This is a genomic window from Shewanella sp. BJSY2023SW005 (assembly GCF_047314585.1).
GTDB lineage: Bacteria > Pseudomonadota > Gammaproteobacteria > Enterobacterales > Shewanellaceae > Shewanella > Shewanella algae.
On sequence record NZ_JBKORJ010000047.1, the window covers coordinates 57,825 to 73,878 of the forward strand.

The window sequence follows — 16,054 nt, forward strand, 5'->3', positions numbered from 1 at the left end:
AAGACAGATGCTTGGCGCTTTCGGTTTTTTTGACTCAGTTAATAGAATTTTTTTTAGTTTTTTTTGCACTGTGACAAGGCTAGTGACTGTTTTTCAATAGGTTAATCATTGACAATATAAGGTGACATTTTTGTTACCGGATTAACTCAGCTAACACGGCAACAGAATTGCGACTATTTTTTTAGAGTGACTGTTTTTTATTGAGGTAACACCATGCTTATTCGCCACAAGTTGTTACTGAGTGCCGCTGTTTCGATAGGCGCCTTGGTATTGATGTTTGCACTGCAGCAATATTCCAGCTCGGTGCAGACTGAACTGTCCATCGCCATCCAGAAAGTGGTTGAGCTGGACAAAGAAGTATTAAGCATGCGCAAGAATGAAAAGGATTTTTTTGGCCGCCAGGATCTCAAGTATGTCGAGATACATCAGCAGGAAGCACAGGCCACGGCGCAGTTGATGCAAGAGTTGGCGGTCATCTTCAAGGAGTATGATCTCCCCGAGGCACCGATAAACAGCTTTAACCGTGATTTGGCCAGCTACCGACAGTTGTTTGCCGGTGTGGTGAAATTGCAACAGGAGATAGGCCTGGATCCCAAGAGTGGCCTCTACGGTGAGTTACGCTCTGCGGTGCACAATGTCGAAAGCTTGGTGGCAGAACATAACGTGCCAGAGCTTATGGTGTTGATGCTGCAACTGAGGCGTAACGAGAAAGACTTTATGTTGCGGCGGGATCTCAGCTACCTCAATAAGTTTGATAGCAATATTGAACGCTTCAATGAAGCCTTGAGCGCCAGTTTGCTGGACTACAGTGTTCGTAGCAATATTGAGCAACTGATGAGCAAGTACCAGCAAAGCTTCAAGAGTTTGGTGGCCAAGGAACAGCAGCTGGGACTCGACGAGTCCAAGGGCATGATGGGGCAGCTGCGAGAGGCGATCTTTGCCACGGAAAGCTCATCCACCAAGCTGAGAGAGTTGGCGATAGCCAAGGTGGAAAACGAGCAGCAGAACAGCTTCATGCTGGGGTTGGCGCTGTTTGGCCTGATCGCCTTGGTGCTGGTGATTAGCACTGTGGTGATTATCCGCAGCATCATGGGGCCGGTCGAGCGTATCACAGGCGTTATTTCCCGCATTGAGCAGCAAAAAGATCTGTCACTACGCTGCGATGTGGGCTCCAACGATGAACTGGGCATGATAGGACGTCATTTCAACAGCATGGTGGAGAGTTTCCAGAAGCTGATCGAGCAGGTTATTGAATCTGTTGATGCCATGCGCCAGTCCTGTGAAGAGCTGTCCCGCAACGCCATCAGCGCCTCGGAAGGTGTGTCCAAGCAACTGAATGAAACCGATATGGTTGCCACAGCGATCACCGAGATGGGCGCCACCATAGACGAGATTGCCAAGAATACCGAACTGGCCGCCGGTAAGGCGGAGCAGACCCACCACAATGCCCAGGAAGGTCAGATTGGCGTTGAGGATACCATCAGCAAGATCCAGTCTTTGGCACAGCAGTTGGATGACTCGGCCAATGTGGTGGCCGAGCTTGAAAAAGACAGTCAGACCATAGGCAGCGTACTGGATGTGATCCGCGGTATCGCCGAACAAACTAATCTGTTGGCACTGAACGCTGCCATTGAGGCGGCCAGGGCCGGTGAGCAAGGCAGAGGCTTTGCTGTGGTGGCCGATGAGGTGCGCAGTCTGGCGATGCGAACTCAGGAGTCGACCGAAGAGATTGCCAGCATCATTCAAACCCTGCAGAGCCGTACCCATTCGATTGTGGATATCATGGAGCAGAGTCAGAAGCAGGGCGGTGAGAGTGCCCAACAGGCGGCCAGTGCCGGCACCTTGCTTGCGCAGATCAATGCCGATGTCACCAATATCATGGACATGAGCACTCAGATAGCCGCCGCCATTGAAGAGCAGAGTATGGTGGCCGCTGAGGTGAACAAGAACGTGGTGGTGATCCGCGATATTGCCGAGGAATCGGCTCAGGCGGCAGAAGAGAATGCCACTGCATCCGATGAGGTTCGCCACCGCGCCGATTACCTGCATCAGGCGGTGAGCCAATTCAAAATCTAGCTTTCCAGGCACAGGCGAAAACCGCGGCATGTCCGCGGTTTTGTTTTAGTTGCTGCTGTAGTCTTTAGCGGTTGTGGCACTTTCTTGCTCTGCTGTGCAGAAGGCTTTTTTCGAGGAATCTGTCAGGAATGGCGGCAAAAGGTTTTTGGTTCACAAAAGGCTTGGAACTGGCAGGGAATAAAAAATAGGCCCCGAAGGGCCCTCAGCGAGTTAGAGACGGAAGCGGGCCACTTCGGCGCGCATGTTTTCCGCCAGATGGCTTAAGTTGCTGACCGACTCGGTCAACTCGTTGGCTGCCTGGGCCGATTGTTGGGTGATGTCGCTTATTGCCATAATGCTGCGATTGATATCCTCCGCCACACTGCTTTGCTCTTCGGCTGCGGTGGCGATATGGGTATTGAGCTGGGCGATGGAGTCGACCGACACCACTATCTCTTTCAAGGCCTCACCGGCCATATTGGCCTTGCTGTTGGCCTGCTCGACCTGAGTGATGCCTTGCTCCATGGCTGTCACCGCCTCCTGCACACCTGTCTGCAGGGTGGCTATCATGGACTCAATCTCCTGGGTTGAGCTGTGGGTGCGACTGGCAAGGGTTCTTACCTCATCGGCCACCACGGCAAAACCCCGGCCCTGCTCGCCGGCCCTGGCCGCTTCAATGGCGGCGTTCAGTGCCAGCAGATTGGTCTGCTCGGCAATTCCCTTAATCACATCCAGTACCCTGCCTATGTTTTGGCTTTCATTGGCCAGATGGGTGATCACCTGCGCCGTACCCTGAATTTGCGCTGAGAGTGCCACCATGCTGGCAATCGACTCCTGCACTATTGAATCGCCATTGGCGGCACTGGCATCGGCGCTGTGGGCCGAGTCGGCAGCGGCCGTGGTACTTTGGGCTACTTCGGAGACTGTGGCGGTCATTTCATTCATGGCGGTAGCCGTCTGCTCTGTCTCGGCCTGTTGTCTGTGCATGCGCTCGTTGGTTTGTTGGGTGAAGCTTGAGAGCTCGGTCGCCGAGTCGCTGACCGTATTGGCGGCATTGGCAATGTTGTTGAGTATCCCCCTGAGGTGAGATATCACATCTCTTAAGTTATCGGATATCTGCCCCAGCTCGTCGGCGTTGAAGGTTTTGAACTGCACGGTTAAGTCTGAGTCGCTGCGAATTTTCTTCAGCTGGGTGAGAATATCGCCTATGGGTAACATGACGCTGCGATTGACCCAAACACTGAGCAGCAAGCTGGCGATAATTGCCACACTGACCAGAGAGATAAACAGCACAACGGAAGAGGAGTAAAGGTTCTGAGCCTGATCTCTTTCCTGCCTGGCGACATCCAATTGCAGGGTTACCAAATCGGCAATCTTGCCACTGATGGGGTCTATCACCTGATAGAGAGGAATAATTTCCTGGCTGAGCTGGCCCTGAATATTACCGCTCATGGTGGCCAATTTATTTTGCAGACGTTTTATTTGCTCATCGGCGGGAATAAACAGCCGCTTGGCCTCATTGACCAGTTGTGACTCTCTGGCGGTTAACTGAGTGGCTGTGTAGTCCTGCCATCTCTGTTTGATGCTCTTGTCTGCTTCATCCAGTGCGGTTCTGGCTTGTTCGGCACTGAAATCTCCGGCATTGGCCTTATTGATGGCATCTATGACAAAGACGGCATAATCATCGCCAATGCTTTTGAGATCTTTGAGTGGTACAACCCGGTCGCTGTAGATATTTTCTACCCCTGAGTCGATTTTGTTCATGATATTGATGGCGATACCACAGAGTAGCAGCATCAAGAGAAGAGGCACGGCCATACCGAGCAACATCTTGTGTTTCAGCTGTAACTTCATGCTTGAGAACCTTAGTCCAGAGGGTAATACATCCTTGGATCAGGCTCTGTCATTCCAATTTGTTGAGCCATACAAAAGGTATAGCAAAAAAGTATGAAGCGCGTGAGACGAGAGAGAGGCAAATTTTGGATACAAAAAAACCTCGCATTGCGAGGTTTAAATGATTGGTACAGGTGAGAAGACTTGAACTTCCACGCCCGTGAGGGCACCAGCACCTGAAGCTGGCGTGTCTACCAATTCCACCACACCTGCACTGTTTTCATTTCGACTCTTTATGTGTTAATTGGTACAGGTGAGAAGACTTGAACTTCCACGCCCGTGAGGGCACCAGCACCTGAAGCTGGCGTGTCTACCAATTCCACCACACCTGCACACTTAGAGTCTAACGTACAGCTAACTATTATTGCAAAGTGGTACAGGTGAGAAGACTTGAACTTCCACGCCCGTGAGGGCACCAGCACCTGAAGCTGGCGTGTCTACCAATTCCACCACACCTGCACTGTACTGCCTTGCAATTTCCTCAGTCGCCTGAGCACCTTAAAGTTGAAGGTGGTGCCCGAACCCGGAATCGAACCAGGGACACGCGGATTTTCAATCCGCTGCTCTACCAACTGAGCTATTCGGGCGACGGCGTGCATTAAAAGACTTTTACGGTTTTGAGTCAACTCTTTTCTGAGAAATATTTCAAAATATCGCGTGTTTGAGCAAGTTTTACTCGAAAAGGCGCATATTGCTTAGCTTTTGAGCGAAAGCCGCGCCATTACTGGGCTAGGGGTGAATTAGCCAAATCGAAAACTCGACCTGTAAAGCCGGATCCTGAGGCTTAAGGGGGCTTGGTCTTGCCCTGAAAACAAAACGCCCCACGTTAAAGTGGGGCGTTAAGGGATTAATCCTTGAGGAGGTCATTCCCCGGATAGTTGGCACGCATGACAGTGAGTACGTGCTGCTTTAACTGCTCCTGACCCAGTTCATCGTAAGCGGTGGCCATGATCTCAAGGGCGCGCTCTATCGATGGGGTGCCTGGATAGGTTTCCATTACAGACTGGGCTCTGATGGCGGCTGCGCTCCAGGCATTCATTTTCAGGTAGTATTCGGCCACTTTAACCGAATACAGCGCCAGACGATTCTTCAGGTGCTGCATTCTCTTCTGGGCGTCGGCCGCATACTTGCTGTTGGGATAAGTCTTGATCAGGCGCTCGAAGTCCTTGAAGGCATCGAGGGCAAACTGAGGATCCCTGTCGCTTCTGTCTATATTGAGCATGTCATGGAACAGATAGTTGTCGGCCTGCATATTCACCAGTCCACGCATATAGTAGACATAGTCTATATCCGGGTGGGTGGGGTTGAGGCGGATAAATCTGTCGATGTTGGCGACTGCCGACGGGGTATCATCCAACTTATAGTAGGCATAAATCAGATCCAGCTGAACCTGAGTCTTGTGTGGGCCAAAGGGGAAGCGGGAATCCAATGCCTCCAGTGAACGCACAGCCTTGGTATAGTTACCCAGCTCCATAGAGGTGCGGGCCTGGGAGTAGAGAACGTCCGGAGACAGCTTGCTGGTAATTAAGTCGTCTTCCGGTTTGCTGCTACAGGCCACAATGGCCAGCGAAAAAAAGGCTATGGCAGCGCCTTTGGCAATATTATGCATACTTGAATTCGATTCTTGAGTAAGTTGTAGTTAAGAATTTTTCCATTTCACGATAAAATGGCCGATTCCGAGTGTACCAGAAAGTACACAGTTTTTGACCCCATTAACTGGGGACGGTTCCTATGACGCAAGAGATTAATCTAAAAAGCGAGATATCAGCAACCCAAACCGGTCTGAGATTGGATCAGGCTTTGGCCGAGTTGTTCCCCGATTACTCCCGTACCAGGATCAAGGAATGGATCCTCGATGGCAAAGTATCCGTTGATGGTACTGTGGTAAACAAGCCCAGAGAGAAGGTGTTGGAATCTCAGGAGATAGAGGTTCAAGCCACTCTGGAAGAAGAGGTGCACGCCGAGGCTCAGGCTATCGATCTGAATATCGTCTATGAAGATGACCATATATTGGTGATCAACAAGCAGGCGGGTTTAGTGGTGCATCCCGGTGCCGGTAACAGTGATGGCACCTTGATGAACGCCCTGCTGCATCATTGCCCTGAGATAGAACATGTGCCCAGAGCCGGTATTGTCCATCGTCTCGATAAGGACACCACAGGCCTGATGGTGGTAGCCAAGACTGTTGAGGCCCAGACTCATCTGGTGGCGGCGCTGCAGGCGCGCGACATTACCCGTGAGTATGAAGCCATAGTGCTGGGCACCATGACAGCCGGTGGTACAGTGGATGAGCCTATCGGGCGTCACCCCACCAAGCGTACTCATATGGCGGTGCACCACAGCGGTAAGCCGGCTGTGACTCACTATCGTGTGGCGGAAAAATTCCGCGCCCATACCCGCTTGCGCTTGAGGCTGGAAAGTGGCCGGACTCACCAGATCCGGGTGCATATGGCTTATATAGGTCATGTGTTGGTGGGCGATCCCGTCTATGGTGGTCGTCCAAAACCCCCCAAGGCCGCCAGTGAAGCCTTTTTCGAAGTGCTGAAAAACTTCAAGCGCCAGGCGCTGCATGCGGTGCGACTGGAGTTGGTGCACCCCATTACCTGTGAGCTGATGAGCTGGCAGGCACCTATCCCCGAGGATATGGTCGAGCTGACCAAGGCGCTGCGTAAAGACACCGAAGAGCATCCGCCGGAGTATCTGTAACATGTACGGCTGCCACTGGCCGCTGCCGGCCAATGTCAGAATCGCCATGACCCAGCGTCATGGCGGTGTCAGCCAGCCGCCGTTTGACAGCCTGAATCTGGGGCTGCATGTGGGTGATGATCCCGCATCTGTGCAGGCCAACCGTGCTCTATTGGCAAAGCGGCTGGCTCTGCCCTGCGAGCCGGCATGGCTGGAGCAGGTACATGGCACAGAGGTGGTCGACCTGGCGCGTGACCCCCTAAGGATTGCCGATGGCAGCTATAGCGACAGCAAGGCGCATGTGGCCGTGGTGATGACCGCCGATTGCCTGCCCGTACTTCTGTGTGACAGTGCAGGCACCCAGGTGGCGGCGCTGCACGCCGGCTGGCGCGGCCTGTGTGATGGCGTCATCGAAGCGGGAATAGCCCGTTTTCGTCCCGGCTCCGAGCTTATCGCCTGCCTCGGACCGGCCATAGGCAAAACTGCCTTCGAAGTCGGCGGAGAAGTGCGTGCCGCTTTTTGCGATAAAGACCCCAGGGCCGACGACTGCTTTGTGGCCAAGGGGGACAAGTTTCTCGGCGATCTGCAGGGGCTTGCCAGGCTCAGATTGCAGCAGGCGGGTGTTCGGCAGGTATATGCCTTGGATGTCTGCACCTATAACAACAAAGACTATTTTTCCTACCGCCGAGACGGTCGTACCGGCCGTATGGCCTCGCTTATTTGGCTCACTGATTGAGTGGTTATTTCATTCGTCTGACTTGAAATTAGTTAAAGCATCCCCATCTTTAAGCTAACAAAGTAATACCTTATTTTGAGAGTTTCAGGAGGCTGTATGCGACTCGATCGTATGACCAATAAATTTCAGCTTGCTATCTCGGATGCCCAATCTCTGGCTCTTGGCCGTGACCATCAGTTCATAGAACCTGTCCATTTGATGATGGCTTTGTTGAATCAGGATGGCGGTTCAATTCATCCGCTGTTGACCCAAGCCGGTATCCAGGTCAGCACTCTGCGTTCACTGGTAAGTCAGGAACTGGAGCGCTTGCCACAGGTGGAAGGCACAGGCGGTGATGTTCAGTTATCCCAGGCGCTGATACGTTTGCTGAATCTGTGCGACAAGCTGGCACAGAAGCGTAAAGACAAATATATCTCCAGTGAGCTGTTTATTCTGGCTGCACTGGAAGGTAACGACACCCTGGCACAGTGCCTCAAGCAGGCCGGTGCCACCAAAGAGCTGATGGAGAAAACCATCGAAGCCGTACGTGGCGGCCATAAGGTGGACGATCCCAATGCTGAGGATCAGCGCCAGGCGCTAAAAAAATACACCATAGATCTGACCGAGCGTGCCGAGCAGGGCAAGCTGGATCCTGTTATTGGCCGTGACGATGAAATTCGCCGCACAGTGCAGGTATTGCAGCGTCGCAGCAAGAACAACCCTGTGCTTATCGGTGAGCCCGGTGTGGGTAAGACCGCCATTGTTGAAGGGCTGGCGCAGCGTATCGTCAACGGCGAGGTGCCCGAAGGCATCAAGAACAAACGGGTATTGTCGCTGGATCTCGGTGCTTTGGTGGCCGGTGCCAAATACCGTGGTGAGTTTGAAGAAAGACTCAAGGCTGTGCTCAACGAGCTGGCTCAGGAAGAGGGCCAGGTGATCCTCTTTATTGACGAGCTGCATACTATGGTGGGCGCGGGTAAATCCGATGGCGCCATGGATGCGGGTAATATGCTCAAGCCGGCACTGGCCCGCGGTGAGCTGCACTGTGTCGGTGCCACGACTCTGGATGAATATCGTCAGTATATTGAGAAGGATGCGGCGCTGGAGCGGCGCTTCCAGAAAGTTCTGGTGGATGAGCCCAGTGTCGAGGATACCATCGCTATTCTGCGTGGTCTGAAAGAGCGCTACGAGCTGCATCACCATGTGGAGATCACCGACCCGGCGATTGTGGCGGCGGCGACCATGTCCCACCGTTATGTGTCAGATCGTAAACTGCCGGACAAGGCCATCGACCTTATCGACGAAGCCGCTTCCAGCATCCGAATGCAGATAGACTCCAAGCCGGAGCCGCTGGATCGCCTCGAGCGCCGTATCATTCAGCTCAAGCTGGAAGAGCAGGCGTTGGCGAAGGAAAACGATGAGGCCAGTCGTAAGCGTCTCGAACACCTGCGCAGCGAGCTGGTGGAAGTGGAGCAGAAGGCGGCCGAACTCAACGAGATTTGGCACACAGAAAAAGCCGCACTGGCGGGCACTCAGCATATCAAGGCGGATCTGGAGCAAGCCAGACTGGATCTCGATGTGGCGCGCCGCGCCGGTGATTTGACCCGGATGTCCGAGCTGCAATACGGCCGCATCCCAGAGCTGGAGAAACAGCTGGATCTGGCGTCTCAGGCCGAGATGCAGGATATGACTTTGCTGCGTAACAAGGTCACGGATGTTGAAATTGCCGAGGTACTTTCCAAGGCGACCGGGATCCCGGTTTCCAAGATGCTCGAAGGCGAGCGGGAAAAACTGTTGCATATGGAAGAGGCGCTGCATGAGCGGGTGATAGGTCAGGATGAGGCGGTCGATGCCGTGGCCAACGCCATTCGTCGTAGCCGCGCGGGTCTGGCCGATCCTAACCGGCCCATAGGCTCCTTCCTGTTCCTCGGCCCCACCGGGGTAGGTAAGACTGAGCTGTGTAAGTCGCTGGCCAAGTTCCTGTTCGACACAGAGAGCGCCATGGTGCGGATAGATATGTCCGAGTTTATGGAGAAACACTCAGTCTCCAGGTTAGTCGGGGCGCCTCCGGGCTATGTGGGTTATGAGGAAGGGGGTTACCTCACCGAAGCGGTGCGCCGTCGTCCCTACTCGGTGATCCTGCTCGATGAGGTGGAAAAGGCACACCCGGATGTGTTCAACATATTGCTGCAGGTACTGGATGATGGCCGCCTGACCGATGGTCAGGGTCGTACGGTTGACTTCCGTAACGCCGTGGTGATTATGACCTCTAACCTGGGTTCCGACATTATCCAGGAGCAGTTCAGTCACCAAAGTTACGATGAGATGAAGGCTCAGGTGATGAATGTGGTGCAGCACCACTTCCGCCCCGAGTTCCTCAACCGGATCGACGAAACCGTGGTGTTCCACCCGCTGGAGAGCGAGCATATCAAGAGTATTGCTGCGATTCAGGTCGAGTCGCTGCGCCAACGTCTGGCAGAAAAAGAGTTCGAGCTGGAGATCACAGATGCCGCGCTGAGCTTTATCGCCAGAGCCGGGTTCGACCCTGTGTATGGTGCAAGGCCGCTGAAGCGGGCACTGCAGCAAGAGGTGGAAAACCCACTGGCGCAAAAGCTGCTTAGAGGCGAGTTACTGCCAGGGCAGCCGATCAAGGTGGACTATCGCGACGACAACTTGGTGTTTGAGCAGTAATCACACCATAAACCACACAGCAAAAAACAAAAAGGAGCGCTTTGAGCGCTCCTTTTTTTGCTTGGGTTAAACGACAAATTCAACTGATGGGTTTTAATCCGTCGTCTTAAGCCTATCAGTGACTGCGGGCTACGGCGATTTTGGCCAGGCTTATCAGCGCCTGCTTGTAGTCGGACTCAGGCAGCACCGAAAGGGCTTCTATGGCCTTGTCAGACTCTTCATAGGCCCTTTGTTGGGTATATTCCAATGCGCCACAGGTGTTGAGCGCATCAATTATCGCCTCGATATGCTCGGTGCCGTCACCTTGTTCAATCGCCTGGCGGATCATCTGCCGCTGTGGCTCTGTCCCGTGGGCGATGGCGTAGATGAGTGGCAGTGTGGGTTTACCTTCGGCGAGGTCATCACCTATGTTCTTGCCCAGCTCTTCGGCGTCGGCAGTATAGTCCAGCAGGTCATCGGTTAACTGGAAGGCGGTGCCCAGGTATTTGCCATAGTCGGCCAGCGCCGTTTCCATTTCGCTGTCGCAGCCGGCCAGCACACCGGCAAGACGGGTTGCTGCTTCAAACAACTTGGCAGTCTTGCAGTAAATAACCCGCATATAGCTGGCTTCTGTGGTATCCGGATCGTTGCAGTTCATTAACTGCAGCACTTCACCCTCGGCCAATACGTTAGTGGTATTGGCCAGTACCTGCAGTACCTTCATCGACTCCAGCTCTGTCATCATCTGGAAAGAGCGGGTATAAAGGAAGTCGCCGACCAGCACGCTGGCACTGTTGCCAAACAGGGCGTTTGCGGTTTCCCGTCCACGGCGCAGAGTAGATTCATCCACCACATCGTCGTGAAGCAGAGAAGCCGTATGAATAAACTCTATAATAGCAGCCAGCTTCAGGTGTGCTTCACCACTATAGTCGAGTGATCTGGCCGCCAGAATCGACAGTAACGGCCGCATACGCTTGCCGCCACCGTTGATGATGTAGAACCCCAATTGATTGATCAGGGCAACATCAGATTCGAGTTGTTTGTAGATCAGTTGATTGACGGCTTGCATGTCGGCGTCAGCCAGCTGACGGATAGCAGTTAAATCCATAGTAGACTCTAGGTATGAAGGAACGCCGAATCGGCAGCTCCCGATAAGCTTAAATATTTTAATAGACCGAAGTTTACCTAAAATTAATGAACAAGACAGTAGCAGAGAGATCAATGTGCGAGTTAATCCGGTCTTTTTTTCTTCTTCGTCAATTAGGGCTTGCCAGTAAAGGATTCTTCGCGTAAACTCCGCGCCCATTGTCATTAAAGTTTTTGTAGCACCCAGCCTCATAGAGATGAGCCGGCGTGTTAAGAATTTCGGAGTAAAATAGCTATGTACGCTGTTTTTCAAAGTGGTGGTAAGCAACACCGTGTTGCTGAAGGCCATACTGTTCGTTTGGAAAAAATTGAAGTTGCCACTGGTGAGACTATCGAGTTCGATCAAGTTCTGCTGATCGCTGATGGTGAAAACGTCCAAGTGGGTACCCCTCTGGTAGCAGGCGGTAAAGTTGTGGCTACTGTTGTTAGCCATGGCCGTGGTGAAAAGGTAACTATCCAAAAGTTCAACCGTCGTAAGCACCACGAGAAGAAAATGGGCCACCGTCAGTGGTTCACTGAAGTTAAAATCACTGCTATCAACGCTTAATAGGAGTCTGACTCATGGCACACAAAAAAGCTGGCGGTTCTACTCGTAACGGCCGCGATTCAGAAAGCAAACGTCTTGGTGTAAAGCGCTTCGGCGGCGAATCAGTTCTGGCTGGTAACATCATTGTTCGTCAACGTGGTACTAAATTCCACGCAGGTGTTAACGTAGGTATCGGTCGTGACCATACTCTGTTTGCCCTGACTGACGGTAAAGTTAAGTTTGAAGTTAAAGGTCCTAACAACCGTAAGTTCGTTAGCATCGAAGACTAATCTTCAAACCAGAATTGCTTGAGCCCCGCCATTGGTGGGGCTTTTGTTTTGGGCGAAAGCCATAGTTTCTGTTTTTTGGCGCCTTGCAGGGTTAGGCAGTATAATTGCCCCATTCCGTGGTGCCAGGAGTATGTATGAAGTTTGTCGATGAGGCAGTGATCAGAGTTGAAGCTGGAGATGGTGGCAGTGGCTGCGTCAGCTTCAGACGTGAAAAGTACGTGCCGGATGGTGGTCCAGACGGTGGCGATGGTGGCGACGGTGGCAGTGTTTATCTGCAAGCCGACGAAAACCTCAACACCCTGATTGACTATCGTTTTGAGCGTTTCCATATGGCCGAGCGCGGTGAAAACGGCCGCGGCCGTGACTGTACCGGTAAAGGCGGCCAGGACTTGGTACTCAAGGTACCTGTGGGTACCCGGGCGGTTGATGAAGAAACCGACGAAGTACTCGGTGACCTGACCAAGCATGGTCAGAAGCTGTTGGTGGCCAAAGGTGGTTTCCACGGTCTTGGCAATACCCGCTTCAAGAGCAGTGTTAACCGTGCCCCCAGACAAAAAACGCTGGGCACCCCCGGTGAAGTGCGTAGCTTGCGTCTTGAGCTGATGCTGTTGGCCGATGTGGGCCTGCTTGGTATGCCAAATGCAGGTAAATCGACCTTTATTCGGGCGGTTTCCCGCGCGACACCAAAAGTGGCCGATTATCCCTTTACCACCTTGGTTCCTAACCTGGGGGTAGTAAACCCACGTCCAGGGCAGAGCTTTGTAGTGGCAGATATCCCAGGGTTGATCGAAGGTGCCGCCGAAGGTGCCGGTCTGGGTATTCGCTTCCTCAAGCACCTTGAGCGTTGCCGTGTATTGCTGCATATCCTGGATATCGAGCCTATCGATGGTACCAGCCCGGCCGAAGCGGCCAAGGCGATTGTCACTGAGCTTGAAAAATACTCGCCCAAGCTGGCTTCCAAGCCACGTTGGCTGGTGTTCAACAAGACAGATCTGCTGCTGGAAGAAGAGCTGCAGGAAAGAGTCGACAGCATAGTCAAGGAGATGGGCTGGGAAGGGGATGTTTATACCATTTCGGCTTATACCCGTGAAGGCACCAAGGAACTGGCAGAAAAGCTCTATGACTTTATCAGCAGTCTGCCGGCGGAAGAGCAACAGCAAGATCCTGACGCCGATGTTGAGTTCAAATGGGACAACTACCATCAGGATAGCCTGGAAGATCTCAACGAAGACTATGATGATGAGTTCGACGATGACTTCGACGACGATGATTATGATGTTGAGGTTATTTACCAAAGATAATATCTGAGCGAGCCTGAACACCTGTGTACGCTGATACCCAAAACGATATCACCCGGCAGGTCGTCCGGGTTGCTCAGCTATTGCTGGCCTACGGCGCTGAATCTGAACTGGTTGAAGAGATCAGTCAGCGTCTTGGCCGGGCACTTGGCTTGGCCAGTGTCGAGCTATCCATCTCCTCCAATTCGCTGGTGCTCACCAGCTTGGTTTCCGGTCGTTGTATTACCACTACCCGGCGCATTCGTGAGCACGGCATTAATATGACAGTGGTGTGCGAGTTGCAACGCATTTGCCTGCTGGCCGAAAAAGGCCTCTATGGCCCCAATGAAGTCCGCAAACGCCTCGCCAGACTGCAACCCAAAACCTACCCCAAGTGGCTGCTTATCCCCATGATAGGCCTCTCCTGCGGCAGTTTTTGTCACCTGTTCGGTGGCGACCTGGCCGCATGCCTTTTCACCTTCTTTGCTTCTGTCATCGGCATGTTTGTGCGCCTGGCAATGGCGCAACGTCACTTCAATGTGTTGGTGAATTTTGCCGTGACCGCCTTTGTCACCAGCTTGGCCGCCCAGTTGGGGTATCTCTATCCTGTGACCCAAACCCCAGAGCTGGCGATGGCGGCCTCTGTGCTGATGCTTGTTCCCGGCTTTCCGATGATCAACTCGATATCGGATATGGTTAAAGGTCATATGAATGTAGGGATCTCTCGCTGGGGGCAGGCGACATTGATGACAGTTTCCTCAGTGATAGGCATTACCATTGCCATGCAGCTTGGGGGGATTTTCCTGTGATGGACACTCTGTTGTTACTGCTGAATGATGCCTTTTTCTCGGCTATTCCCGCCATGGGCTTTGCCATGCTATTCAATGTTCCCAGGCGTTATCTGCTTTACTGTGCTCTGGCCGGGGCCATAGGCCACAGCTCACGGACCTTGATGTTGCAGTTTGGTTTGCCGATAGAGTGGGCCACCTTTGCCGCTGCCGGCATCATAGGCATGGTGACTATTGCCTTTGCCAAGCGTCATCTGGCACCGCCACTGCTGTATGCCGTGGCGGCGATTATCCCTATGATCCCGGGCTCCTATGCCTACAACACTGTGATTGCCCTGGTGCAATTGACTGCCCAGTCACAGCTCAGTACCGAGCTGTGGGAACAAGTGGTCACCAATGGCCTGAAAACCGTGTTTATTCTCGGGGCTTTGTCTGTCGGTCTGGCCATGCCCAGCCTGTTGTATTTCCGTACCCGCCCGGTGATTTAATCCAATAATAACAAGGAGCGTATATGCGCATCGCCATGATTGCCGCCATGGCCCATGACAGAGTCATAGGTAAAGACAACCAAATGCCCTGGCATCTGCCGGAAGATCTGCGTCATTTTAAACAGATGACTCTGGGAAAGCCGGTGGTGATGGGACGTAAGACTTTCGAATCAATAGGTCGTCCCCTGCCCGGGCGCCACAACATAGTGATCAGCCGCCAGAGCGACTATGCCCCGGAAGGTGTTACCCGGGTTTCTTCCTTCAAAGAGGCTGTGGAAGCGGCCGGAAACTGCGAAGAGCTGGTGGTGATAGGCGGCGGCCAGCTCTACCGGGAAATTCTGCCTCAAGCCGATACGCTGTATCTGACAGAGATAGACTTGCAAGTGGAAGGGGATACCCGCTTTCCCGAATGGGACGACGGCAGTTGGCAGCAAATTTACGAGGAAAGTGGCCATAGTGTAAATGGGTTGGATTTTCGCTTTATCAATATGGTGAGAAAATGTTAAATTGTGACGGACTTTTGAACCCTGAAACGTGAGTGGCGCCAGCCACGAGCCGATCCTTATGCCAAGAGTCCTCAGCAGATGCGTTTGCTGAGGACTCTTGGCATTAATAACAATTACAAAAAGGAGTGTCAGATGCGTCTGTTGCCCGTGGCCATTGCTGCGCTGATTGCTGTATCCTCAGTGTCAGTCCCCTCAACTGCTAAAGCCGAAGATCTACTGGCTGCCAGTATCTGTGATTACGTCAAATCCAACGACAAAAACCGCCTGCGTAAGAAGCTGAAAGAGAACCGGATGAAGTTACGTAACATCTATTCCGGGATCTCCTGTGACGGCGAAAGCCTGCTGCGCACCGCCTATCACAGCAACGCCGAAGATACCGGCGAGTTTATTGCCAAGCGCTTGTCAAAGACCGAACTGGAAGTGGCGGAAGCCGATGGCAAGAGCATAGTCGACTGGGCCGAAGCCAATGGTTTTGGTGCCAGTATTATCACCCAAGCCATCAAAGAGCGCCTCGGTAGCTGAGGCTAGTATCTTTCTTCGCTCGATATAAAAGCCGGGTTTAATCCCGGCTTTTGCTATCTAACGCTATAACACTCGAGTTTTGGAAACCCATTGTTTTCTTGCTCCGAACAGCAGGTGTGCGAGAACCGTTGTTGAACGCCCTGAAGTCGTGGTGTAAATGCCTCCATGCACAATGGTCAGCTTTCCATCCTTGGCTCGCGCTCGAAAACATGGTGCTGCGCAACTCTCGCCGTGTCACAGGATCGCCTGTGCGAAAAGCGCACCGCAGGTGATTGGCTGCTGCTTAACCACGTTATTTGCGCCAACGGCTGTCGGCGACACAGAGGGGGAAATTGGTGCGACCCTGTTAGCACTGAGTAGCTTGAAACATCTGAAGAGTTTGCAGACATACACCTCATTTCCAGGCACAGGCGGAACTGTGACCTTCCGAGCCAGGGATGGCGAGGCAGAGCTTACAAGGATGTACTCGCAGCGTGTCACAGGATCGCCTGTG

The 16,054-nt window shown here is 52.9% G+C and carries 14 protein-coding genes and 4 tRNA genes; 11 read left to right on the forward strand and 7 right to left on the reverse strand.

The genetic code is table 11. From position 1 onward, the window contains the following. Positions 1 to 213 precede the first annotated feature (213 nt). Positions 214 to 2,076 carry a methyl-accepting chemotaxis protein gene (locus tag ACMHXI_RS14250; protein WP_025009057.1) on the forward strand — a complete coding sequence of 621 codons (1,863 nt, stop codon included), beginning with the start codon at positions 214 to 216 and terminating at the stop codon, positions 2,074 to 2,076. A gap of 210 nt (positions 2,077 to 2,286) precedes the next feature. On the opposite strand, the gene ACMHXI_RS14255 is transcribed toward ACMHXI_RS14250, so the two are convergent. From ACMHXI_RS14255 to ACMHXI_RS14280, 6 genes are all read right to left on the reverse strand, one after another. Beyond that, positions 2,287 to 3,909 (reverse strand): methyl-accepting chemotaxis protein, encoded by a 1,623-nt coding sequence (locus ACMHXI_RS14255; RefSeq protein ID WP_107110551.1) that lies wholly within the window; start codon positions 3,907 to 3,909, stop codon positions 2,287 to 2,289. A 165-nt stretch (positions 3,910 to 4,074) separates the two neighbouring features. Continuing rightward, positions 4,075 to 4,161: transfer RNA gene (locus ACMHXI_RS14260), tRNA-Leu, on the reverse strand. 32 nt (positions 4,162 to 4,193) lie between these two features. Next, positions 4,194 to 4,280: transfer RNA gene (locus ACMHXI_RS14265), tRNA-Leu, on the reverse strand. A gap of 40 nt (positions 4,281 to 4,320) precedes the next feature. Then, positions 4,321 to 4,407: transfer RNA gene (locus ACMHXI_RS14270), tRNA-Leu, on the reverse strand. Between the two features lie 52 nt (positions 4,408 to 4,459). Further along, positions 4,460 to 4,535 (reverse strand) — tRNA-Phe (locus ACMHXI_RS14275). Between the two features lie 260 nt (positions 4,536 to 4,795). Next, on the reverse strand, positions 4,796 to 5,557 hold the full coding sequence (locus tag ACMHXI_RS14280; RefSeq protein ID WP_025012059.1) for an outer membrane protein assembly factor BamD: 762 nt from the start codon (positions 5,555 to 5,557) through the stop codon (positions 4,796 to 4,798). 122 nt (positions 5,558 to 5,679) lie between these two features. On the opposite strand from ACMHXI_RS14280, the gene rluD reads away from it, so the two are divergent. The 3 genes from rluD (at position 5,680) to clpB (ending at position 10,039) form a co-directional block, all read left to right on the forward strand. Further along, entirely contained in the window at positions 5,680 to 6,654 is a 975-nt protein-coding gene (gene rluD / locus ACMHXI_RS14285) for a 23S rRNA pseudouridine(1911/1915/1917) synthase RluD (protein WP_025012060.1), read from the forward strand. A 1-nt stretch (position 6,655) separates the two neighbouring features. Beyond that, positions 6,656 to 7,369 (forward strand): peptidoglycan editing factor PgeF, encoded by a 714-nt coding sequence (gene pgeF / locus ACMHXI_RS14290; RefSeq protein WP_101059401.1) that lies wholly within the window; start codon positions 6,656 to 6,658, stop codon positions 7,367 to 7,369. A gap of 96 nt (positions 7,370 to 7,465) precedes the next feature. Then, a complete protein-coding gene (clpB, locus tag ACMHXI_RS14295; protein ID WP_096140912.1) occupies positions 7,466 to 10,039 on the forward strand; it encodes an ATP-dependent chaperone ClpB in 2,574 nt (857 codons plus the stop codon). A 115-nt stretch (positions 10,040 to 10,154) separates the two neighbouring features. On the opposite strand, the gene ispB is transcribed toward clpB, so the two are convergent. Beyond that, on the reverse strand, positions 10,155 to 11,126 hold the full coding sequence (ispB, locus tag ACMHXI_RS14300) for an octaprenyl diphosphate synthase (protein ID WP_025890099.1): 972 nt from the start codon (positions 11,124 to 11,126) through the stop codon (positions 10,155 to 10,157). A gap of 273 nt (positions 11,127 to 11,399) precedes the next feature. On the opposite strand from ispB, the gene rplU reads away from it, so the two are divergent. From rplU to ACMHXI_RS14335, 7 genes are all read left to right on the forward strand, one after another. Further along, positions 11,400 to 11,711, forward strand: coding sequence for a 50S ribosomal protein L21 (rplU, locus tag ACMHXI_RS14305; RefSeq protein ID WP_025012063.1), 312 nt, complete (start codon positions 11,400 to 11,402; stop codon positions 11,709 to 11,711). Positions 11,712 to 11,725: 14 nt separating this feature from the next. After that, complete coding sequence (gene rpmA / locus ACMHXI_RS14310; RefSeq protein ID WP_011760936.1) at positions 11,726 to 11,980, forward strand: 50S ribosomal protein L27; 255 nt, start codon at positions 11,726 to 11,728, stop codon at positions 11,978 to 11,980. Between the two features lie 134 nt (positions 11,981 to 12,114). Then, the gene (cgtA, locus tag ACMHXI_RS14315; RefSeq protein ID WP_025012064.1) at positions 12,115 to 13,281 is read left to right on the forward strand and encodes an Obg family GTPase CgtA; all 1,167 of its coding nucleotides are present in this window, start codon (positions 12,115 to 12,117) and stop codon (positions 13,279 to 13,281) included. A 23-nt stretch (positions 13,282 to 13,304) separates the two neighbouring features. Continuing rightward, positions 13,305 to 14,066: a threonine/serine exporter family protein gene (locus ACMHXI_RS14320; RefSeq protein WP_025012065.1), complete on the forward strand. Its 762-nt coding sequence runs from the start codon at positions 13,305 to 13,307 to the stop codon at positions 14,064 to 14,066. Continuing rightward, on the forward strand, positions 14,066 to 14,533 hold the full coding sequence (locus ACMHXI_RS14325) for a threonine/serine exporter family protein (protein WP_174840187.1): 468 nt from the start codon (positions 14,066 to 14,068) through the stop codon (positions 14,531 to 14,533). Before ACMHXI_RS14320 ends, ACMHXI_RS14325 begins: the two co-directional genes overlap by 1 nt. Positions 14,534 to 14,556: 23 nt before the next feature. Beyond that, a complete protein-coding gene (gene folA / locus ACMHXI_RS14330; protein ID WP_107005010.1) occupies positions 14,557 to 15,039 on the forward strand; it encodes a type 3 dihydrofolate reductase in 483 nt (160 codons plus the stop codon). 132 nt (positions 15,040 to 15,171) lie between these two features. After that, on the forward strand, positions 15,172 to 15,561 hold the full coding sequence (locus tag ACMHXI_RS14335; RefSeq protein ID WP_025012068.1) for a DUF3718 domain-containing protein: 390 nt from the start codon (positions 15,172 to 15,174) through the stop codon (positions 15,559 to 15,561). Positions 15,562 to 16,054: the final 493 nt, after the last annotated feature.